Annotated in this window: 17 protein-coding genes and 1 pseudogene; 7 read left to right on the top strand and 11 right to left on the bottom strand. The window is 74.6% G+C overall.

What is annotated here, in order from left to right; genetic code table 11:
- Positions 1-322: 322 nt before the first annotated feature.
- Positions 323-1,624 (bottom strand): annotated as a pseudogene (locus ACFZB9_RS30345) (PP2C family protein-serine/threonine phosphatase); the annotation flags it as partial.
- 155 nt (positions 1,625-1,779) lie between these two features.
- A complete protein-coding gene (locus ACFZB9_RS30340; protein ID WP_391452452.1) occupies positions 1,780-3,006 on the bottom strand; it encodes an NAD(P)/FAD-dependent oxidoreductase in 1,227 nt (408 codons plus the stop codon).
- A 776-nt stretch (positions 3,007-3,782) separates the two neighbouring features.
- On the opposite strand from ACFZB9_RS30340, the gene ACFZB9_RS30335 reads away from it, so the two are divergent.
- Positions 3,783-4,451, top strand: coding sequence for a TetR/AcrR family transcriptional regulator (locus ACFZB9_RS30335; RefSeq protein ID WP_391452450.1), 669 nt, complete (start codon positions 3,783-3,785; stop codon positions 4,449-4,451).
- A 464-nt stretch (positions 4,452-4,915) separates the two neighbouring features.
- Positions 4,916-7,174 carry a sigma-70 family RNA polymerase sigma factor gene (locus ACFZB9_RS30330; RefSeq protein ID WP_391452448.1) on the top strand — a complete coding sequence of 753 codons (2,259 nt, stop codon included), beginning with the start codon at positions 4,916-4,918 and terminating at the stop codon, positions 7,172-7,174.
- 24 nt (positions 7,175-7,198) lie between these two features.
- Here ACFZB9_RS30330 and ACFZB9_RS30325 read toward each other — a convergent pair whose 3' ends face one another.
- The 4 genes from ACFZB9_RS30325 to ACFZB9_RS30310 all read right to left on the bottom strand — a co-directional run bounded on the left by ACFZB9_RS30325 (position 7,199) and on the right by ACFZB9_RS30310 (position 9,078).
- The gene (locus ACFZB9_RS30325; RefSeq protein ID WP_391452447.1) at positions 7,199-7,915 is read right to left on the bottom strand and encodes a DsbA family oxidoreductase; all 717 of its coding nucleotides are present in this window, start codon (positions 7,913-7,915) and stop codon (positions 7,199-7,201) included.
- Positions 7,916-8,420: 505 nt separating this feature from the next.
- Complete coding sequence (locus tag ACFZB9_RS30320) at positions 8,421-8,639, bottom strand: hypothetical protein (RefSeq protein ID WP_391452445.1); 219 nt, start codon at positions 8,637-8,639, stop codon at positions 8,421-8,423.
- The gene (locus ACFZB9_RS30315; protein WP_391452444.1) at positions 8,636-8,839 is read right to left on the bottom strand and encodes a hypothetical protein; all 204 of its coding nucleotides are present in this window, start codon (positions 8,837-8,839) and stop codon (positions 8,636-8,638) included. Before ACFZB9_RS30315 ends, ACFZB9_RS30320 begins: the two co-directional genes overlap by 4 nt.
- A complete protein-coding gene (locus ACFZB9_RS30310; protein WP_391452442.1) occupies positions 8,836-9,078 on the bottom strand; it encodes a hypothetical protein in 243 nt (80 codons plus the stop codon). The genes ACFZB9_RS30315 and ACFZB9_RS30310 overlap by 4 nt, the downstream gene beginning before the upstream one ends.
- Before the next feature lie 216 nt (positions 9,079-9,294).
- On the opposite strand from ACFZB9_RS30310, the gene ACFZB9_RS30305 reads away from it, so the two are divergent.
- Genes ACFZB9_RS30305 through ACFZB9_RS30295 form a run of 3 tightly spaced genes read left to right on the top strand, consistent with a single transcriptional unit; the run spans position 9,295 to position 10,499 of the window.
- A complete protein-coding gene (locus ACFZB9_RS30305) occupies positions 9,295-10,149 on the top strand; it encodes a Scr1 family TA system antitoxin-like transcriptional regulator (RefSeq protein WP_391452440.1) in 855 nt (284 codons plus the stop codon).
- Positions 10,121-10,324, top strand: a complete 204-nt coding sequence (locus ACFZB9_RS30300) for a DUF397 domain-containing protein (RefSeq protein ID WP_391452439.1) — start codon at positions 10,121-10,123, stop codon at positions 10,322-10,324. Before ACFZB9_RS30305 ends, ACFZB9_RS30300 begins: the two co-directional genes overlap by 29 nt.
- Positions 10,308-10,499, top strand: coding sequence for a DUF397 domain-containing protein (locus ACFZB9_RS30295; protein ID WP_391452437.1), 192 nt, complete (start codon positions 10,308-10,310; stop codon positions 10,497-10,499). The genes ACFZB9_RS30300 and ACFZB9_RS30295 overlap by 17 nt, the downstream gene beginning before the upstream one ends.
- Here ACFZB9_RS30295 and ACFZB9_RS30290 read toward each other — a convergent pair.
- Both ACFZB9_RS30290 and ACFZB9_RS30285 read right to left on the bottom strand, forming a co-directional pair.
- Positions 10,480-11,037, bottom strand: coding sequence for a sugar O-acetyltransferase (locus tag ACFZB9_RS30290; protein WP_391452436.1), 558 nt, complete (start codon positions 11,035-11,037; stop codon positions 10,480-10,482). The genes ACFZB9_RS30295 and ACFZB9_RS30290 overlap by 20 nt on opposite strands.
- A gap of 57 nt (positions 11,038-11,094) precedes the next feature.
- Complete coding sequence (locus ACFZB9_RS30285; RefSeq protein ID WP_391452467.1) at positions 11,095-12,012, bottom strand: LysR family transcriptional regulator; 918 nt, start codon at positions 12,010-12,012, stop codon at positions 11,095-11,097.
- A 123-nt stretch (positions 12,013-12,135) separates the two neighbouring features.
- On the opposite strand from ACFZB9_RS30285, the gene ACFZB9_RS30280 reads away from it, so the two are divergent.
- The gene (locus ACFZB9_RS30280) at positions 12,136-12,945 is read left to right on the top strand and encodes an alpha/beta fold hydrolase (RefSeq protein WP_391452434.1); all 810 of its coding nucleotides are present in this window, start codon (positions 12,136-12,138) and stop codon (positions 12,943-12,945) included.
- 7 nt (positions 12,946-12,952) lie between these two features.
- Here ACFZB9_RS30280 and ACFZB9_RS30275 read toward each other — a convergent pair whose 3' ends face one another.
- The 3 genes from ACFZB9_RS30275 to ACFZB9_RS30265 all read right to left on the bottom strand — a co-directional run bounded on the left by ACFZB9_RS30275 (position 12,953) and on the right by ACFZB9_RS30265 (position 17,059).
- The gene (locus tag ACFZB9_RS30275; protein WP_391452432.1) at positions 12,953-13,768 is read right to left on the bottom strand and encodes a DUF6585 family protein; all 816 of its coding nucleotides are present in this window, start codon (positions 13,766-13,768) and stop codon (positions 12,953-12,955) included.
- 274 nt (positions 13,769-14,042) lie between these two features.
- Positions 14,043-14,564 (bottom strand): universal stress protein, encoded by a 522-nt coding sequence (locus ACFZB9_RS30270; RefSeq protein WP_391452431.1) that lies wholly within the window; start codon positions 14,562-14,564, stop codon positions 14,043-14,045.
- A gap of 140 nt (positions 14,565-14,704) precedes the next feature.
- The gene (locus ACFZB9_RS30265) at positions 14,705-17,059 is read right to left on the bottom strand and encodes an asparagine synthase-related protein (RefSeq protein ID WP_391452429.1); all 2,355 of its coding nucleotides are present in this window, start codon (positions 17,057-17,059) and stop codon (positions 14,705-14,707) included.
- A gap of 1,361 nt (positions 17,060-18,420) precedes the next feature.
- On the opposite strand from ACFZB9_RS30265, the gene ACFZB9_RS30260 reads away from it, so the two are divergent.
- Complete coding sequence (locus ACFZB9_RS30260) at positions 18,421-19,971, top strand: MFS transporter (RefSeq protein WP_391452427.1); 1,551 nt, start codon at positions 18,421-18,423, stop codon at positions 19,969-19,971.
- Positions 19,972-20,050 lie beyond the last annotated feature (79 nt).

Here is a 20,050-nt window from a genome sequence, read left to right as displayed (position 1 = left end):
GCACCGCTCGGCCTCAAGAGGCCTTCGCCGTAACCGACCTGACGGCCTGTCCGACGTGTTGAACTTTAGCCCAGCCCCGCTCCGAAAAGCGAATCGGGCCCACTCGCCGAAATACCGGCACGACAAAAGAAGCCCGCCGCGGAAACGTGCGAAAAGCAACGCGTCAACGACCGACGATCTTGCCGAGGGTGGTGTTTCAGGAGAGTGGCTGCGCTCAGGTCCGTCCGTACAAGAGTGAACGTCCGGTGCTCCCTGACAGGCAGCTCGGAGAACACTAGACCTCTTATTGGACCGAGTCAACCCCCGGCTCGGCCTCGGCGTGCGGCAGCTGGAAGGCCAGCACCGCCACGTCGTCGTCGTGCTCCGCCGTCACGCCCATGGCCCGCAGCAGCCGGGCGCAGACCACCTCGGGCGAGCCGACCGCGCCGGCCAGGGTGCGGGCCAGCAGGCCGAGGCCCTCGTCGATGTCCTGGTCGCGCCGCTCGACTAGCCCGTCCGTGTAGAGGACACCGGTGGTGCCGGGGAGCAGGCGCAGCACGTGCGAGGTGTGGGAGCCGTCGCCGGTGCCCAGCGGCGGGCCGTTCTGCTGCTCGCCCTGGAGCACGGTGCCGTCGGGGCCGCGCAGCATCAGGGGAAGGTGTCCGGCGGAGGAATAGGTGAGGGTGCCGGCGGGAGGGTCGTAGACGGCATAGACACAGGTGGCGATCTGGTTGGCGTCGATCTCCATGGCCAGTCCGTCGAGCAGGCCCATCACCTGGTGCGGCGGGAGGTCGAGCCGGGCGTAGGCCCGCACGGCGGTGCGCAGCTGCCCCATCACGGCGGCGGCGCGCAGCCCGCGGCCCATGACGTCGCCGATCACCAGGGCGGTGCGTCCGCCGCGCAGGCTGATCACGTCGTACCAGTCGCCGCCGACCGCCGCGTCCGCGCCGCCGGGCTGGTAGGTGGCGGCGACGCGCAGCTCGGCGGGCTGTTCGAGCTTCTGCGGCAGCAGGCTGCGCTGCAGGGTGACGGCGGCTTCGCGCTGACGGCGTTCGGCCTCGCGCAGCCGGGCGGCGGCGTGCACCTGGTCGGTGACCTCGGCGGCGTAGATCAGGACGCCGAGGGCGGGCGGCGGCTGTCCGTCGCGGCCGGCCGAGCGCGCGGTGCGGGCGGTCCGCGCGGTGCGTTCGGTGGAGCGCAGCGGAACGCAGGAGACGTTGAAGCAGCGGGTGCGCCCGGGGCCGGCCGCGGGGTCGGTGATACTGCGCGCCTTGACGCTGCGGTCGCGGCCGCTGCGCAGGACCTGGTCGAGCAGCGGGAGCAGGCCGAGCTCGGCGAGCTCGGGCATCGCCTCCTCGGCGGGCAGGCCGGCGGCGCGGGTGCCGAAGAGTTCACGGTAGGCGTCGTTGGCGTAGCCGAGGCGGTGCCGGGGTCCGTAGGTGATCACGACGGGGGCGGGCAGTCGGCCCAGCAGGTCGCGCAGGTCGTACAGCTCGTGCAGGTCGAGCAGCGGCTCGGGGCCGAGCAGGGGCCCCGCGAGGCCGAGTGGGTCGCGCGGCCCGGGCAGGGCGACGGGGTCGTCCGCGGGGGCGGCGACACGCCACGGGGCCACGGTGAGCCGCGCACTCCAGCGCATGAGGTTCAACCGACTGTCGCTTTCCTCGGATCGCGGGCCGTCACAGTTCGTACTGATGTTTGCACAGGCCGTGACGGGGTGTCACGCAGATCCTGTCAGGTGAGGGTGCGGTTCCGGAAGTCGTACGTGTGTTGGTCGTGTTGTAGCCCTGAGTGGGCCCCGCGTCAGTTGTCCCGGCCACCGCCCAGCACCCAGTCCGCCAGCACCCGCACCCGCCCCTCCGTGCTGGGCAGCCCGCGCAGGGTGCGGGCGCGCTGCAGCAGCCAGGCGCGGCGTCCGGACAGGCCCTTGCGGGTGTGCCCGGCGGCCAGCCGCAGGCCGAGCGAGGCGGCGGCGTGGCGCGGGTCGGGCCGGTAGCGGCTCGGTGGGCGTCCGGCGGCCGCCGCGAGGAGGTTCTCGGCCAGCAGTGCGCCCTGGCTCAGGGCGTGCTGCGCGTCGCGGCGGCAGAAGTCGGCGCCGAGCGGGACGGCGGCGCAGTCGCCGGCCGCCCAGGCCCCCGGCAGCGCCTGCCCGTCGGGCCCGAGCACCTGGAGGGTGTCCAGACATCGGATCCGGCCGTCCTCGCCGGTGGGGAGGTCGGTGGCGCCGAGCACCGGTGCGGGGCGCTCACCGGCCGTCCAGACCAGGGTGCGGGCGGCGAGGCGGGTGCCGTCGGAGAACGCCATCACCTGGTCGCGCGCGGAGTCGAGCGCGGTGTGCAGGCGTACGTCCACGTTCCGCTCGCGCAGGTGGGACAGGGCCTGCGCGGCCAGCGACGGCTCGGCCTCGGGGAGGATCCGCTCGCCGGGTTCGACCAGCACCCAGCGCAGGTCCGCGGGCCCGATGTTGGGATAGCCGCGCAGGGAGCGGCGGGCCATGTCCTCCAGCTCGGCGAGCGCGCCGACGCCGCCGAAGCCGGCCCCGGCGAAGACGAAGGTCAGTGCGGCGTCGCGCAGTTCGGGGTCGCGGGTGGTGGAGGCGAGATCGAGCTGGTCACGCACGTGCTGGCCCAGCGCGACCGCCTCGCCGACCGTCTCGAAGCGCAGGCCGTGCTCGGCGAGGCCGGGGACCGGGCCGCCGCGCAGCGTCGAACCGGCGGCCAGCACCAGTTCGTCGTACGCCAGTTCGCTCTCGACGCCGTCCTTCGGGGTGAGCCAGGCCAGCCGGCGGTCGTGGTCGATCCGGGCGACCCGGCCGGTGAGCACCCGGCAGTCGGGCAGCGCCTGGCGCAGCGGGACCACGACATGCCGTGGATCGATCGTTCCGGCGGCCACCTCGGCGAGCAGCGGACGGTACGTCAGATAGGGTGCGGCCTCAACCACGGTGACTTCCGCGCGCCCGGCCCGCAGCTCCGACTGGAGTTCCCGCTGGAGCCGTTGGGCCGTGGCCAACCCCGCACAACCGCCGCCCACGATCAGAACCCGGATGGTGCCACCTCCGCTCGAATCGGTGTGCCCTGGTGAGAAATGTGATCCGGTTCACGCCTCCATGACGCCCTGTCGAGGGGCCTCTTGTCCACACCGCGTCAGCAGTTTTCGGGCCGCGTTCCGAGGAGTTCGGGCAAGTCCGGGCAAGTCCGGGCGAGTCCGGGGCCGCTCCGGAACGGCTCCGGCCGCTGCGACGCGGGTGGGTCGTGCGCGGGTGGTGTGCCCGAAAAGCCGTCACCCCGGGTGGTGAATCCATTACGGCCTGATTTACCGTTGGCCGACCAGCCCGACTGGCCGAGCTTGAAACGGGGAAGGGTAGTCCGCGGATGATCCTCGCCCGTACGGGCCGTACGTCGCCGAACGGCGCGGTGGCGGTCCGACGGGGCCGGTGCGGGGGCCGGGTACTGGGAGCTGGCTGGACCCTTGGCAGGTCACCAGCGGCTGCGACGACTTCGCACGAGAGCCCCGAGGTGGGCTCCTCCGGGGGAGGGTTGGGATTGAAGGAACAGGATCACAGGCTGGGCGAACCGGCTGTGCCGCAGGTCGGGGCGGGTGCGAGCACCGTGCCCGAGCAACGCGCGCCACTGTCCGGCCCGTACCGGTCCGGCGCCGGATCAGGAACCGGCGGGACCGGAATCGGCCGTCCTGAGACGGGAATCGGGGCCCGCACGGGAATCGGCACCGGCCCGGGAGCGGGAGTCGGCTCACGCGTCGGGACCGGCACCGGCCCGGCGGCGGCGGAGCCGCTGGAGGAACGGCGAGTGGGCAGCCCGCGGTTGCGGGTGGACGCGCGGCGCAACCTGGAGAGCGTGCTGCGCGCGGCCCGTGAGGTCTTCGGCGAACTCGGCTACGACGCACCGATGGAGGAGGTCGCACGGCGCGCCGGGGTGGGTGTCGGCACGGTGTACCGGCGCTTTCCCAGCAAGGAGGTGCTGGTCCAGCGGATCGCCGCCGAGGAGGTGGCCTGGCTGACCGCGCGGGCCCGGGAGGCGCTCTACGGACCGGCCGGTCCTTGGGAGGCGCTGGCCGGCTACCTGGCCACCGCGGTGGGCACCGGGGCCGGGCGGCTGCTGCCGCCGGAGGCCTTCGGCTACGCCGAGGAGCTGGCCAGGGTGCCCGAGCAACGGCTGCCACCGGATGCCGAACCGGCCGCCGGCGAGCCGTTGGGCGCGGTCGGGGTGCCGGACGCCGATCCGCGGCTGCTGCTCCAGTTACTCGCGGCGCTGGTGGCCAGGGCGGCGGCCGCGGGCGAACTGCGGCCCGGGGTCACCGTCTCGGAGGTCGTGCTGGTGCTGACGGCGGCGGTGCCACCGTCGATCGGACGCAGCCTGGCGGCCCGGCAGGACGCGGGGCCGCTGCCCGGCGGGCCGGTGCCCGAACCGGCCGAGCGGCTGCTGCGGATCCTGCTGGACGGTCTGCGGGCAGTCTGAGCCGCTGTGCCGGCCGGCCCGCGGGTGCCGCGGGAGCGCTCCCCGGCGGCACCCGAGGTGGTGACAGTGGTGACGGTGGTGACCGAGACGTGCTCGCCGGGCGGCGGAACGGCGGGCACGGGGGCGGCGGCCGGGCGGCATGCCCGCGGGGGCTGGGCGGCGTGCGGGCCGGGGCCGGGCGGCGCCAGTCGTCAACCCGGTGTCAACTGGCTGCGCCGGAGCGGGGAAGTCGGACCTCGGGCGCTTCCCCGGAAGAGTGGGTCACCCCGTCCGTGGCTTCCCGTGCACGTCCCGCTATGCCATTCTTTGGCCGTGGTTGGAGCCAATGTCCCGGTGCACACCCTTCGCGGTGCCCTGACCGCCGCGCACACCGGCGCAGGCGATGGCGCATCGCAGCACGCCCTGCTGCGGTGTGCGCCCCCAGTATGGGCGTTGGCGTCCGGCCCGGTCCGGCAGGCGGTCCGATGACCCCCGAGGAGCAGAACGACCGCGGCGGCGAGCGCAGCACCGAGCCCGGCGCCGAGCCCGTGACCGGCCAGGTGCCGGGACAGGGCGGCGCGCCCTCGCGCGAATCGCTCAACCCGCCGCCGGAGTCGCAGCCCACGCAGCCCACGCAATCCCCGGCCGCCCCCGAACCGCTCGCGCCACTGACCGGCCGGGTGCCCGGGCAGGCCGTCGCCGGACAGGGCAGCGTGCTCCCCGAGGCGTTCGTGGCCCACCAGCCGAGCCCGGGCAGCAGCCGCGGCCGCACCGACGACGAGGCCGAACCGCCCACGCCGCGGGCCACCGTGCCGCCGCCCGCCGACCCGGTGGACGGCGAGCGCCCGCCCTCCGACGCCGAGTTGACGGCCCTGGTGCGCGGCGGCGACGACAGCGCCTACGAGGAGCTCTACCGCCGGCACGCCGAGGCGGTGCGCCGCTACGCCCGCAGCTGCTGCCGGGACAGCTTCACCGCCGAGGACCTGGCCGGCGAGGTCTTCGCCCGCACCTTCCAGGCGCTGAAGGCGGGCAAGGGCCCGGAGTTCGCCGTCCGCGCCTACCTGCTGACGGCGGTGCGCAACATCGCCGCCACCTGGACCCGCGGCGAGCGCCGCGAGCAGCTCGTCGACGACTTCGGCGCCTTCAGTCAGACCACGGCCGCCACCACCATCGAGTACGACCTCGCCGACCCCGGCGCGGACGCCTGGGCGATCGCCCAGGCCGACCAGCGCATGGTGATGCAGGCCTTCATCGAACTGCCCGAGGACGACCGGGTGCTGCTCTGGCACACCGAGGTCGAGCGGGAGTCGCCGAAGGCCGTCGCCGTCCTGCTGGGCAAGACCGCGAACGCCACCGCCGTGCAGGCGCACCGGGCGCGCGCCCGGCTGGCCGCCGCGTTCCTCCAGGCGCATGTCTCGCCCACCCCGGCCCAGGGCTGCGAGGAGTACGTCAACCGGCTCGGCCTGTACGCCCGGGGCGGGCTGCGCAAGCGGGCGTCGGCCGAGGTCGGCGAGCACGTGCGCGGGTGCGAGGCGTGCACGGCCGCGCTGCTGGAGCTGATCGACATCAACCACGCGCTGCGGCTGCTGCTGCCCGGCGGCGTGCTGGTGTGGGTCGGGGCCGGTGCGTTCTCGGCCGTCGCGGCGGCGCTGGGCGCCGGAGCGCTCGCGGGCGGCGCGGCCGCCGGTGGGGCCGCTGCGACGAGCGGTGCTGGTGCTGCTGGTGGGGCCGCAGGTGCCGCCGGGGCCGGTGCCGGTGGTTCGTCCGGTGGTGGCGCCGCGGCCGCCGGGGAGGGCCTGGGCACCGCGGCGAAGGCGGGCATCGCCGCCGCCGTCGCGGTGGCCACCGCGGCCGCCGTCGCCTACGCGCTGACCGGCTCGCCGGCCCCCGCGCCCGTGGCCGCCCCGGCGCCGCCCGCGCCCAGCGCCTCGGCCGGCCCGGTGCCGAGATCCGCCGCGCCGAAGCCGCCCGCGCCGAGCCCGCAGCCGCCGACCCCGCCGGCCCCCACGCCCGCGCCGACGCACGCCAGGCCGACACCGACGCCCCCGCCGGCCCCGAAGCCCACCCCCACCCCGGCGCCCAGGCCGACGCCGCTCCCGGCACCGCCGCCGGTGCCCACACTGCCGCCGGTGCCGACGCCGACCCTGCCGGCGATCCCCACCCCCGAGATCCCGACACCGTCGATCCCGGCCCCGCCGGCACCGCCCGCCCCCACGCCGTCCGCCCCGGCACCCGCGCCGGTGCCGAGCATCCTGCCGAGCACGCTGCCGACGCTGCTGCCCACCCCGCCGCTGCCGAGCAGCTTCTGGATGGACCAACTCCCCTTCAGCAAGAGCTCGAACCGGGTGCCGCCGGACGGCCCGACGATCAACCGCCAGGACAGCAGCGGCTGGCTGCTGCAGCGCGACCGGCTCCGGGTGGGCGGCACCGCCTACAAGAACGGCGCCAGCGTGGCCGCGCCGTCCACGGTGGCGATCGACCTGAACCGCGGCTGCACCGCCTTCGACGCGGTGGTCGGCGTGGACGATCTGACGCTCACGCCGGGCTCCGTCCGGTTCTCGGTGACCGACGCGGACGGCAACAGCCTGTGGCGCTCACCCGACCTGGGGGCGTGGGACCGGGCGGTGCCGGTGCACGTCCCGCTGGCCGGGCGGATGTCGATCCGGCTGGTGGTGACGCCGGTGGACGGCTTCTGGTCCAGCGGGAGCATCGCGGACTGGGCCGACGCCCGGTTCAACTGCTGAGCCGGGCGCCGACCCAGGAGGACGTCAGATCGCGCAGGCGCCGTCGGCGCACGCGTCGTCGCCGTGGCCGTGGCCGTGAGCGGTGGTTTCGGCCTGCCGTTCGGCGTGCTGCTGCTCGCCGGCGACCTGCTCGAACACCTGCAGGAAGGTCTCCACCTCCTGCCCGCCCTGGACGGCCCACTGGCCGTCGAAGACGAAGGTCGGCACCGCGCTGATGCCCAGCTGCCGCGCCTCGTCCAGCTGCCGCTGCACCTCGTCGGCGCCCTCGTCGCCGGCCAGGTACTCGGTGACCCGGGCCCGGTCCAGGCCGGCCGCGACGGCGACCTCGGTGAGCGCGGCGCGGTCGCCGACATCGACGCCGTCGGTGAAGTGCGCCTTGAGCAGCGCCTCCTTGAGCCCGCCCTGGACGGCGGTGCCGTACTCCGTCTCCGCCAGGTGCAGCAGGCGGTGGCCGAGGAAGGTGTTGGCGTGCAGCGCGGCGTCGAAGTCGTAGGCGATGCCCTCGGCGCGGCCCAGCTCGGTCACCCGGTCGTCCATCGCACGCGACTGCGGCCCGTAGCGCTCGGCCAGCCAGGCGCGGTGCGGGCTGGCGGTGGCGGGCGCGTCGGGGACGAGCTGGTAGGGGCGGAAGATCACCTCGACCTCACCCTTGCCCTCGAAGCGCTCCAGGGCCTGGTCGAAGCGGCGCTTGCCGATGTAGCACCAGGGGCAGGCGATGTCCGAGTAGATCTCGACCTTCATGGGGGGCTGGCTCCTCAGCGGGGTGGGACGGCGGTTCGGCGTTCAACGTGGAGGGTGAACCGAAATGTCCGGGGCGGCATTCCCGATCCGCGCAGATATGTCCGATTACCGGGTTTCCGCGTCCGGGTGGGCCGCGCCCCGCTCCCGGCGGAAGTCCACGATCGCGTACTCGACCTGCGCCAGCCCGTGTGGCGCTGGAGGCGGAGGCGGGGCGTGGACGCCTGCCGCGCGCGTCTACGAGCTGGAGGGCGCGGTCGCGATCGGGGGGTGCGGAGGCGGCGGCTGCACTGAGCGGAGCGGTACCGGTGGCAGCCCACAGTGATCCGCCCGCGCTGCTCGGCGGCGGGCAGGCTCGGGATGTGCGCGAAGTTCTGGGAAGCGTGGTGCGGGAGTTGGCCCAGGGAACGGCCTTGGCATCGACGCCGGAAAGTCTGACTGGATGACTTTCCGGCGCATTTGCGTGAGAAATCGGCCGAGAAGTCGGATGGGTCGACTTCTCACGCATTTACATGAGCGGCCATAAGGCGAGAAGCATCGCGGCGAAGGTCAGGACTCCGGTGATCGAGACCACGTAGATCGCGACCCGTTCCGCGAGACCGGGGTACTCGGGCTCGTCATCACCGCTGCGCAGGAGCACGCAGGCGAGAACGCGATGCACAAAGCCCGCCAGCAGGGGCATCCGGAGGGGGATTTCGACCCGGTCGGCTTCTCGCCGGTTCGTCATGTGTCGTCGGCCAATCGTCGGAGGGCGTCGATGAGTTCACCCACCTCGGGGAGGGTGAACGGGCGGAGTTGAAGCAGGACGGCACCGGCGGGGGTGATCAGCCACCCCCCGGCGGCGTCGGGCAGGTCGACATCCGCAGCGTCCAGGGCGTCGGCCAGCTCCGCGAACGCGGCGGCGGCTTGGCGGCGAGGGGAGCTCACTTGGCCGCCTCCTCGACAGGACGGACGGCGGCCGGGCGAACCAGCCAGCGCGGGTCAGCCTCCCATTCCGCTCCCCCGCGCTCCGGGCGCAGGTAGATCGTGCCACCCATTCGGTCCATCAGCACACCGTGTCGGTCGTTGAGCGCGTCGAAGACCAACTCACCGACATTGCGGGGCTCGTACGGCTCGATGGGGGGGCGGGCATCGCCGGGGCGGACGATCGGGTACACAGGGGCCATGCGACGGCTCGCCTCGGGACGGCCACCGCAGTTCGCGGGGCAGTGACACTCGGGCAGGAGCCGATCTTTCTGATGATCCATCATATGTATTACTCCGGCGTGCTTTTGGGAGCGATGAATTTCCCGCTCTGTCCCTCAAGCGTGGCGCTTCGCGGTTAGCCTGGGAAGGCAGGGATCGTTCCAGGTCCGAAAGCGGAAACATGGAGGAGTCTTCTGATGCCAGGCTTCCAACCTCGTCCGCTCCACCCCGGGCGTTCGGCCAGAGATCTGTACGGTGCCGAAATTCGGCGACTCCGTGAGGAGGCCGGGATGTCGCTGACCCGGCTGGCGGAGGTGCTGAAGTTCTCCAAGGCGCACCTGTCGCGGATCGAGACGGCGGAGTCGCCGCCGCCGGAGGGGCTGTCGGAGAAGCTGGACGCGGCGTTCGGGACCGGGGGGACGTTCCTGAGGTTGTTCCCGCTGGCGCGGTTGGAGCAGTTCCCGGACAGGTACCGGCGGTTCATGGATCTCGCTGCCCAAGCCGTGGTTCGCGAGGGCTTCACCATGACTGTCCATGGACTGCTACAGACGGCCGCCTACGCAGAGGCGATCCTCCGCTCTGGAGATCCCTTCGCGACCGACGACGAGATCGAGCACAGGCTCGCCGCCCGTCTCAAGCAACAGGAACGTCTGAGCGGTCCTAATCCGCCGCGCTACTGGTTCATCCTGGACGAACTTGCGTTGCGTCGACCGATCGGCGGGCCGCTTGTCATGCGAGACCAGATGCAGCGGCTACTGAAGGCGTCGAAGCCTCCATACCTGACGATTCAGGTCCTGCCTTACGCCTCTGGCGCGCATTCAGAGCTGGGTGGATCACTCACTCTCCTGAGCATGGCGGGTGGGTCGGTTGTCGCCTGGGAAGAGGGCAGCCGCTCAGGCTCGCTGATCGAGAAATCGGAAGACGTCGCGAAGCGCCGCGCGTACTACGATCTTCTCAGGGCGCAAGCCCTGTCGCCCGAGGACTCCTTGGCGATGATCAGCGCGGCACTGAAGGGATTTGACCATGCAGCTCGCGCGGTGGCGGAAGAGTAGCTACAGCAACGGTGACGGTGGCGAGTGCATCGAGGTCGATGACGCCAACCCGGGCCATGTCCGCGACTCCAAGGACCCGGGCGGCCCGTTCCTCACGTTCCGTCCGTCCTCCTGGCAGAGCTTCGTCCATGCCACCGCAAGCGGGGAGTTCACCACCAATGAGCACTTGGCGTAAGAGCACCTACAGCAACCCCGACGGCGGCGAATGCATCGAGGTCGACGACGCCGCCCCCGGCCACGTCCGCGACTCCAAGGACCCGGGCGGCCCGTTCCTCACGTTCCACCCCACCGCCTGGCAGGCGTTCGTCCGGGCCGTCGCGGCAAGCGAGTTCAGTCCAGCGCGCGGATGACCCGAGCGGGGTTGCCGACCGCCAGCACGCCCGCGGGCAGGTCCTTGGTGACCACGCTGCCCGCGCCCACCACCGTGTTCGCGCCGATGGTGACGCCCGGGCAGACGATCACGCCGCCGCCCAGCCAGACGTTGTCGCCGATCGTGATCGGCAGCGCCTTCTCCCACCCGGCCCGGCGCCGCTCGCTGTCCAGCTCGTGGTGCGGGGCCAGGAGTTGGACGTTCGGGCCGATCTGCACATCGTCCCCGACGGTGATGGGCGCGGTGTCCAGGAAGATCCCGCCGAAGTTGACGAACGAGCGGGCGCCGAAGCTGATGTTGTAGCCGAGGTCGCAGCGGAACGGCGGCCGGACGATCGCGTCCTCGCCGATCGCACCGAACAGCTGCTCCAGGATCGCGCGCCGCTCGGCGGGAGCGGGCACGTCCAGCGCGTTGAAGGCGGCCAGCAGCCTCGCGCAGCGGCGGACCTCCTCGCCCAGCTCGGGGTCGTCCGCGATGAACCAGTCCCCGGCCTGCATGCGCTTCTTCATCTCGCCCACGAGCGTCCTCTCCCGTCCTGTCGGACCGGCCACGCTTCCTTCGGCCCAGGTCACCCGTCAAGGGAGTGACGGCCGGCCCGGCTCGCCGTCGCGCGACAGCTCGGCCAGGCAGGCGTCGAGCAGCAGGCTGACGTTCCGGTCGGTGCTCGCCGGGTGGACGGCGAGGTAGCTCTGCAGCCGCAGCGCGCCGCCGGCGAACGGCCGGAACACCGCGCGGGACCTCGGCAGCACGGCCGCCTTGGCCGCGTAGAAGACCGTCCACTGGGCCCGGCCCGCCCCGATCGCCGCCAGGGTGTCCTGGTCGGTGGTGAAGGCCGGGCCCATCAGGGGATCGAAGCCCGCCGCCCGGCAGGCGTCGGTCACCAGGTCGACCAGGTGCGGGTTGGCCTCGCGCGGGGCGATCCGCAGGGCGAGGTCGGCCAGTTCGGCCAGCTCGACACTCTCCCGGGCGGCCGCCGGATGGCTCGCCGGGAAGGCCGCCACCAGCTCGTCCTGCCAGAGCGGGATCAGCTCCAGCCCCTGGCTCCGGGTGATCCCGCGGACGAAGGCGGCGTCCAGCCGCCCGTCCCGCACCTGCTGGAGCCGCTCGGCCGGTGCCGCGCTGACCAGCTCCAGGTTCATGCCGGGGGCGAGGGCCTCCAGCTCCGCGAGGATCCGCTCCAGCCGGCCGCCGAGCCCCACGTTCGTCCCGAGCCGCAGCACCGAGGCCTGCTCGGCGCGCAGCTCGGCCATCGCCGCGAGCGCGGCCCGCTCGGCGTCCAGGATCGCCTGCGCCTTGGCCACGAAGACGCTGCCCGCTGTGGTCAGGGCGACCGTGCGCGTCGTACGGTCGAACAGGTCGACGCCCAGCTCCCGTTCCAGTCGCCGGATCTGCTGGCTGACGGTGGGCTGGACGATGTGCAGCCGCTCGGCGGCCCGGCCGAAGTGGAGTTCCCGTGCCACCGCGAGGAAGTACCGCACCTGGCGAAGCTCCATCACGCCCCCCATCCATCACGTTTGATGATGAGTCTAAGAGCTGAGCACTCATTGGTCGTCGCCCCGTCCTGGGATGAGATGGGTTCTGCCAACAGAGACCACCCAGCAGAGGGAGTGACCACCATGTCGTACGCCAAGGTCAACGGGATCGAGCTCTTCTACGAGCGGACCGGCGCCGGCGACCCGGTGCTGTTCCTGCACGGCTTCGGCACCAGCGGCCGGGTCTGGGGCGCGCAGGTCGGCGACCTGGCCGCCGACCACGAGGTGATCACCGTCGACTGGCGCGGCGCCGGGCGCTCCGACCACCCGGCGACCGGCAACACCATCGCGGGCAACGTCGCCGACACGCTCGCCCTGATCACCGAGCTCGGGCTGAACCGGCCGGTGCTGGTGGGCAGTTCGATGGGTGCCACGTTCGCGCTGGAGGCGGCGCTGGCCGCACCGGAGCTGGTGGGCGGCGTGGTCTCGGTCAACGGGCCCGGCTACTGGCCGGGGCAGGGCATGACCGAGCTGATCGACCAGCTGATCGGCAACCTGGTCAGCGACCGCGCCGGCACCCTGGCCGGGTGGGTCCCCAGCTGGTTCGGCCCGGTGGCGGGCCCGGAGCTGGTCGACTGGACGGTGCGGCAGACACTGGACTCCGGCGTCTTCATCGACGCGCTGCTGCTGGAGGCCGCCGGCTACGACCCCCGGGCCGAGATGGCCGGGCTCGCCGTCCCCGCCGTCTTCGTGCACGGCTTGCTGGACAGCGAGATCCCGCTCGCCGTCTCCGAGACCCTGGCCTCGCTGGCCCCGCGCGGCAGCGTCCAGCCGATCGAGGGCGCGGGACACCTGCCGCACCAGGAACTGCCCCGGGAGTTCAACCTCGTGCTGCGCGCCGCGCTGGAGCGGATCGCGGCGGAGCAGGGCGTACTGGCGACCGCTGCCAGGTGACAGGGCCTCAGCCGGGCTGCCCTGGCGCGGACTCGACCAGGCGGTCGGCCAGGGCGCGCAGGACGAAGACGTTGGGGATCCGGCTCACCGCCGTGGCGGTCAGGTTCAGCCAGCGGCCCTGCCGCTTCACCGAGAGGTACCCCTTCTCGGTCCTGACCGCCCGGACCTCCGACCAGGCGACCGACTTCGCACCCGCGGTCAGCCGCTCGGCGCTCACCACGAAGGGGCCGAACTCCACGGTCCGCCCGGCCCGTACGGCGGCGAGGGCGAGCGGCAGCTGCGCCGCGGTCACCTGCTGCTGGATCTCCGTGCCCCAGACCTCCGGGCTCCGCAAGGTACCGACCACTCCGCCCCTGACCCGGCTGCTCTCGACGTCCGGCCCCTGGAGTGTGTACGTGTAGGTGGTGCGGACGGGCACGCCGTTGCGGTGCTGCTCGGTGACGTCCTGCAGGACCGACATGTCCTGCCACCGGTAGGCCCTGACCGTCGCGCCGCCGGTGCCGACCACGGCCACGCCACCCTCGTGGATGCGCAGTTCATGGCCCTTGTTGGCCCGCTGCTGGAGCTTGTACCGGACGAGGCTCACCGCAAAGAGGCCGCCCGCGGTCACGGTCATGAACAGGCCGAACCGCGGGACCGCGGAGGTGAGCATGACGAGGAGCACGCCCAGGACGCCGAAGGCGGCGACCACCGCGAGCACGACGATCACGCGCTCCCCGGCCGTCTGCTCGCTCCAGGTCCGCGGTCGCGCCGGGTGGAACGTGCGCCGCAAGCCGCCCAGCCCTGCCTGCTCGGTCAGTGCCTCCACGTCCGCCGCCGTCATGCCGTCCCCCTCGGAGCTCCGTCGCCGCTCGACGCCGCTCGACGCTGTTCGACAGGACGCGGCTGGGCGCGCCACAGGTTCACTGCCCCAGGTGTTCACTGCCCCAGGTGCAGCGCGCTCATACCGGCGATCACGATGCGCAGGCCGGCCCGACACCCACACCACCGCGCTGCGCGGGGACAGGACCGGCCTCGACCTCGGGACGCTGTACCGGGCGCTCACCGACACCTTCGGGGCGGCGGCGGTGCAGGGGGTGCCGGTGGGCTGAGGAGGTCTATCGGTGGGCGGCGGGCGGCGCCGGCACCACCAGGACCGGGCAGGCCGCGTGGTGCACGGCGGCCGTGCTGACCGAGCCGAGCAGCAGGCGGGTGAAGCCGCCATTGCCCCGGGCACCGACCACCAGGGTGTGCTGGCCGACGCTGGCGGCCAGCAGCACCTCGACCACCTGGCCCAGCACCACGTGCAGCGACACCGGCCCGTCGAACGGTCGGCCGCGGGCCTGCTCGACCGTGCGCAGCGCGCGGCGCAGGCCGTCGGCCATGCTGCCGCTGAGCCGCTCGACGCTCTCCTGCACCAGCTCGGCCATCCCCGGCGGGTAGCCGCCGGGTGCCGGGTCGACCACGCCGAGCAGGTAGAGCGGCAGGTCGTAGCGCTCCGCCTCGGACATCGCCCGGTCCAGCGCCCAGAGCGCGCCGTCCGAGCCATCGCAGGCAGCCAGGATCCCGGGCGCCTGCGGCGGTCCGGGCGGCGCGCTGTCGACCGGGAGCGCGTGCGCGCGGCCGTCGGCGGTGGTCACGGGGGCCTCCTGGGGTGGGAGCGTCGAGGCCATGATCCGCCGACGGCACGTCAGAACCCGGCAGGCAGAACCGCGCGCCGAGACCGCCGGGCGCGGGCGCGGGCGCGGGCTCAGCTGGGCGAGGCCTCAGGTGGGCGGCCTCACGGGAAGCGCGTTACCGCGAGCGCGCGGCGCTGGGGCAGGGGCAGGCCGGTCCAGCAGGAGCCGTGGCGGCGGGCCTCGAAGCGGCGCAGCCAGAGCTCGACGGCGACGAGGTCGGCCAGGCCGTCCAGAGCGCCGGGGGGCAGGTCCGCGTAGGGGTCGGCGGCTCGGCGCAGGGCGCCGCGGACGGCGGGCAGGTCGATCAACCCGGCCTCGGCGAGGAGCGGTTCGCGGAACAGCTCGGCCAGCGGGTCGGCTGCCCGGCGCAGGCCCGCGCGGGCGGCCTCGGACCGGTCGGGGCGCTGGGCGCGGCCCCAGTCCACGGGCAGGTCGGCGCGGCCCGCGCCGGCCAGCACCGCGCGCAGCAGGGCGTGCCGGGCGCCGGGTTGCAGGCGCAGGTCGGCGGGGAGCAGACGGGCCGCGCGGATCACCCGGTTGTCGAAGAACGGCGCGTGCAGCCGCTGGCCGTGCTGCTCGGCGGCGTGCACCAGGGTCCGGTAGCCGCGCGCGTGGTGATGGAGCGCCAGCGTGGCGCGCCGGACGCCGGGGGGCTCCTCGGGCGCCGGGCCACGGGCCGCCAGGCGCAGCCGCAGGGCCACCTCGGAGAGCGCGTCATCGGAGAGCCAGCGCGCGGCCGGACCGGGGACGCACCAGGTCAGGTCGGCCACCGAGGAGGCGCCCGCGGTGAACCGCGCGCCGGGGCGCGTGCTCGGTCGGATCGGGCCACGGCGGGCCGTCAGCTGCACGGCGGCGTCCTCCAGCGCCTCGGCGTAACCGCCCCGGGCCAGTCGGCGGGCCGCCCGCAGCACGGTGACCGGGGTGCGGACGGCGCCGGTCAAGGTGCCCGCCAGCGCGCGGTCCACCCCGGCCAGCACGGCGACCGGGGGCAGCAGTTCGCGCGGCCGCCCCTGCCTGATCAGGTCGGCGAGCCGGGCCGGGTGACCGTCCAGCACCTGGCGGGCGCCGTGCCCGGTGAGGTGGTCGGCGCCGCCCGCGCTGAGCCGGGCGGCGGTGCCGTGCGCGATCACCAGGGCGCGGCCCGGCTCGTCGGTGAGCGGCCCGGCCAACGCCCTGGCCAGCGGGTCCGAGGCCAATGAGCCGGCGGCCAACGGATCGGCGGCCGACGGATCGGCAGTCAGGTCGGCGTAGGGGAGGGTGTCGGGGCCGGCGTCCAGCACGGTGTGCCGCAGCCGGGGCCGGCCCACCTCACGCGGGGCCTCGGGGGCGGTGCGCGAAGGTTCGCAGACCGTGACGGCGGCGAGTTGCTCGGGCTCGGCGGCCGCCGCCGGGGGCTCGGCCAGGGGCGCGGGCCGGGCCCACGAGCCCTTGGTGGCGCCGGTTCGCCGGGGCGGCACGGGGAGCAGCTCGTCGGCATCGGCGTCCAGCCGCGCGGGTGCGGCGGCCGGGCCCGATCCGGAGCCGATCGGGACCGCCGCGGCGAGCACGGCCAGCGCGGTGGAGGCCGTGCCGTAGGAGAGGTCGGCGCCGATCCGCGGCCGTCGCGGCCCCGGCCCGGGCGCGGTGGGCGCGCTGCGGATCCGGAACCGGACGGCCTCCAGCAGGCTGCGGGTCAACTCCCGTACCGCGGGCGCCTCGCCGGAGCCGCCGGGTGGCGTGCTGCCGGTGGCGCCCCCGTCGTCGTACGCGGTCAGGTGGGACTGCCCGCTGCGGATCGCCAGGGTGTGGCCCGGCGGGACCCGCCGCACGCCCTGGTACGGGGTGCCGTCGCCGACCGCCTCCGGGGACTCCGGGCAGGCGAGGGTCGCCGCCAGGTGGCCGGTGTCGACCGGCGCGCCGACCAGGTCGGCCAGCGGCAGGGCCGCGGTGGCGTAGGCGGTGCCGCCGCACCACGGGGTGTGGAAGACCGGGCGCAGGCCGGCCAGGTCGCTGAGCAGCAGGGTGTTGCGGGTGCCGATCCGCAGCACCACGGTGTAGCTGCCGGGCCAGTTGGTCAGGTGGCGCACCGCGCCGCCGCGGGCGATGGCCAGGCCCGCGGCGAGTTCCTCGTCGGCGGCGCCGCAGTGGCCGAGGACCAGCAGGCGGGTGACGCCCTCGGTGTCCTCGCCGAGATCGGCGGTGACCGGCCCGGTGGTGACGGCGGGCGGGGCGTGGCCGGGCCGCACCACGACCTGGCGGATCTCCTCCGGGCGCCAGTCACCGACCGCCCAGAGCGGATCGGGTCCGGTCCACAGGGGGGTGGCGGCCAGCGGGCGGACGGCGGCCAGCGCGGCCAGCGCCTCCTGGACCAGGACGGGGGCGGCTGCGGCGCTCGGCTCCCGGCGCGGGACGGGCAGCCGGCCGACCGGGGGCCTGGCGTGCGACACGCTGCCGCTCCAGCCCGTCAACCACCGCATCGCGCCTCCACCGGGTGTGGACCGTCCCTGGGCGCGCGACGGAGGTGTGGGGCCGCCGTCCGCGAGCCATTGGGCCATGGTGCCACTGCGGGCGGGCCGGAGGGACGGGGGTGAGGTCGGGTGATTCTGGGGAGGGGCGGGCGAATTGGGTGAGAGGCGGGTGAATTCGGGCACTGGCGAGGGGTGCTGAGGGCGTCGGGACGGGTGGGGCGCGGGGGCGGCTCGCGCGCGGGCGGGCCGGGCCGTGTGCGGGCGGGCGGGTCGGCGACCTTCGCCGGGGGCCTTCGGCAGCGGGGAGTTGGATGCCGCGCGGGCCGGGCCTCCCCCTCCGTGGCCCGGGCCGCGCGGCGCGGACGGCACCGGCCGGGATCCACCCGGCGCTCGCCGCCCGAACTCTGAGGCCCGATCAGGATCAGATCAGGTCCGGTCAGAATCAGTCAGAACCGGCAGGGCGGTGTCCGGCCCTGACCGGGCGATCCTGGAGGGCCCCGGCGCTCCGCAGCCGGCCAGGCCCGGCGGCCACCTCCGCTCCTGCCGCCCGCCTCCCAGCGGCGGGCGGCAGGAGCGGAGCCGGCCCGGCCGAGCGCCGCGCGTCCGATTCGCGGTGCCCGCCTCCCAGCGGCGAGCCGGGCTCTGGGTATCCGCGGGCCGCCTGCCGGACTGCCCGGCGAGCGCGCCCACCAGCGCCCTCGTCGGCGCATCGGCCGCCGCACCCGGACCCGCAGGCACACCGGCCACCCAGTCACCACAGACCACCGCCGCCTCACGGCCTGCCCTCAGACCGTCCCCGTCACTTGCGTTGTTACGGCATGGCCATGCCCACATGGCCAAAAAGTGACTCAAGCCCGGGAGGGCATCCGCATGCCCTCCCGGACCTCGGCCACCACCCGCGGGGAACTGAGGCGGCGGCATCCCCCGGCCCGCCGGGTCCTCGACGGCGGGCCGACCCACAGCCCCTAGCGAACTGCCGGCAGGCCCCAGCAACCAGGGGGCACAGGTGGGCGCACGTCAACACGCGACCGGAGCACGACGCTCCCCCTGGCCCGCCCGCCGCCGCAGGGCCGCCCGGACCCCGTCCGGGTCCCGGACGCCCCCGTCAACCCGGCGCCCGCCCGCGCCGAACCAGCCAGCCGGACGGCCACCGCCCTTGGCCCGTCACGCCTGGCACCCCGTAGCGATCGGGCCAACCGGAATGCCGCCCCTTAACCCTGGGAACCCGGCCGACTACGCTAGGTACCACCGCGGGCCGGCCAGGGCAGGCCCGGAACCCCGGGCCGCACCATGGGGGCGCCTCCCGGCCGAAGGCCGGGGGAGTCGCGCGAACGACCCACCAGCGAACACCGACAAGGGGGTGCCGTCGCATGAGCATCAGTCCACGGGGACCGAACGAGCGCCTCGGCTCCCTCCTGACCCAGGCCCAGATCAGCAACGCCGGCCTGGCCCGCCGGGTCAACGACCTCGGCGCCCAGCGCGGTCTGACGCTGCGCTACGACAAGACCTCGGTGGCCCGCTGGGTGACCAAGGGCATGGTCCCGCAGGGCCCGGTCCCGCACCTGATCGCCACCGCGATCGGCGGCAAGCTCGGCCGCCCGGTGCCGCTGGAGGAGATCGGGCTCGGCGACACCGACCCGACCCCCGAACTCGGCCTGGCCTTCCCACGCGAGGTGTCGGAGGCGGTGCGCTCGGCCACCGACCTGTGGCGGGTCGACCTGGAGCTGCGGCGCGGCCCGGGCGGCGGGCGGTGGAGCGAGGGGCTGGCCGGCACCTTCTCGGTGGCGGCGTACGCGACGCCGGTCTCGCGCTGGCTGATCACCCCGGCGGACGGCTCGGTGGCGCGCGGCCTGGAGAGCGGCGCGGAGCGGGGCTTGGACCGGGGCTTGGACCGGGCCCCGGAGAGCGCGCCGGTGCGCGAGCCAGGGGCGGCCGGATCACCCGGCGCAGCCGCGGCCGCCGCCCTGGAGAAGGTGCCCGGGCCCCGCACCGACCGGACCGCCTACCGGGTCGGCCAGTCGGACGCCGCCAAACTGCGCGAGGCCGCCCAGGAGGCCCGCCGCTGGGACTCCAAGTACGGTGGCGGCGACTGGCGTTCGTCCATGGTCCCGGAGTGCCTGCGGGTGGAGGCAGCCCCGCTGCTGCTCGCCTCCTACAGCGACGCGGTCGGCCGCGCCCTGTTCGGCGCGACCGCCGAACTGACCAGGCTGGCGGGCTGGATGGCGTTCGACACCGGCCAGCACGAGGCGGCCCAGCGCTACTACATCCAGGCGCTGCGGCTGGCCCGGGCCGCCGCCGACGTGCCGCTCGGCGGCTACGTGCTCGCCTCGATGAGCCTGCAGGCCTGCTACCGCGGCTTCGCCGAGGAGGCGGTCGACCTCGCGCAGGCCGCGCTGGAACGCAACCGGGGCCTGGCCACCGCCCGCACCATGAGCTTCTTCCACCTGGTGGAGGCCCGCGCCCAGGCCCGCGCGGGCAACGCGGCAGCGTGTTCGACGGCACTCGCGGCAGCCGAGAGCGCTCTCGAACGTGCGCGCGCCGGGGATCCCGATCCGGCGTGGATCGACTTCTACGCCTACGACCGGCTGGCCGCCGACGCCGCCGAGTGCTTCCGCGACCTGGGCGTGCCCGCCAAGGTCCGCCAGTTCACCCGGGAGGCGCTGGCCCGCCCGACCGAGGGCTTCGTCCGCTCGCACGGCCTGCGCCTGGTCGTCTCCGCGATGGCCGAGGCCGAGGCCGGCAACCTGGACGCTGCCGTGGAGGCCGGCGAGCGCGCGGTGGAGGTGGCGGGTCGGATCTCCTCCCAGCGCAGCCGGGAGTACGTGCTGGAGATGCTCCGCCACCTGGAGCCGTTCCAGGGCGAACGCCGGGTGCGGGAGCTGACCGAGCGCGCCCGCCTGGTGCTGACCGCACCGGCGTAGGGTGCGCGCGGCACCGGCGTAGGGCGCAGGCGGCACCGGCACAGGGCGCGGGCGGCATCCCGCCCGAGGCGCAGGCGGC

It is taken from the genome of Kitasatospora sp. NPDC008050, from assembly GCF_042957465.1.
In the GTDB taxonomy this organism is placed as follows: Bacteria; Actinomycetota; Actinomycetes; order Streptomycetales; family Streptomycetaceae; genus Kitasatospora.
This window is presented reverse-complemented; position numbering and strand designations above follow the sequence as displayed.

Excerpts from the sequence above, each read along its gene's own strand:
- ACFZB9_RS30330 (WP_391452448.1), top strand. The coding sequence starts at position 4,916 with ATGACCCCCGAGGAGCAGAACGACCGCGGCGGCGAGCGCAGCACCGAG.
- ACFZB9_RS30325 (WP_391452447.1), bottom strand. The coding sequence starts at position 7,915 with ATGAAGGTCGAGATCTACTCGGACATCGCCTGCCCCTGGTGCTACATC.
- ACFZB9_RS30320 (WP_391452445.1), bottom strand. The coding sequence starts at position 8,639 with ATGACGAACCGGCGAGAAGCCGACCGGGTCGAAATCCCCCTCCGGATG.
- ACFZB9_RS30310 (WP_391452442.1), bottom strand. The coding sequence starts at position 9,078 with ATGGCCCCTGTGTACCCGATCGTCCGCCCCGGCGATGCCCGCCCCCCC.
- ACFZB9_RS30305 (WP_391452440.1), top strand. The coding sequence starts at position 9,295 with ATGCCAGGCTTCCAACCTCGTCCGCTCCACCCCGGGCGTTCGGCCAGA.
- ACFZB9_RS30300 (WP_391452439.1), top strand. The coding sequence starts at position 10,121 with ATGCAGCTCGCGCGGTGGCGGAAGAGTAGCTACAGCAACGGTGACGGT.
- ACFZB9_RS30295 (WP_391452437.1), top strand. The coding sequence starts at position 10,308 with ATGAGCACTTGGCGTAAGAGCACCTACAGCAACCCCGACGGCGGCGAA.
- ACFZB9_RS30285 (WP_391452467.1), bottom strand. The coding sequence starts at position 12,012 with ATGGAGCTTCGCCAGGTGCGGTACTTCCTCGCGGTGGCACGGGAACTC.
- ACFZB9_RS30280 (WP_391452434.1), top strand. The coding sequence starts at position 12,136 with ATGTCGTACGCCAAGGTCAACGGGATCGAGCTCTTCTACGAGCGGACC.
- ACFZB9_RS30275 (WP_391452432.1), bottom strand. The coding sequence starts at position 13,768 with ATGACGGCGGCGGACGTGGAGGCACTGACCGAGCAGGCAGGGCTGGGC.
- ACFZB9_RS30265 (WP_391452429.1), bottom strand. The coding sequence starts at position 17,059 with ATGCGGTGGTTGACGGGCTGGAGCGGCAGCGTGTCGCACGCCAGGCCC.
- ACFZB9_RS30260 (WP_391452427.1), top strand. The coding sequence starts at position 18,421 with ATGAGCATCAGTCCACGGGGACCGAACGAGCGCCTCGGCTCCCTCCTG.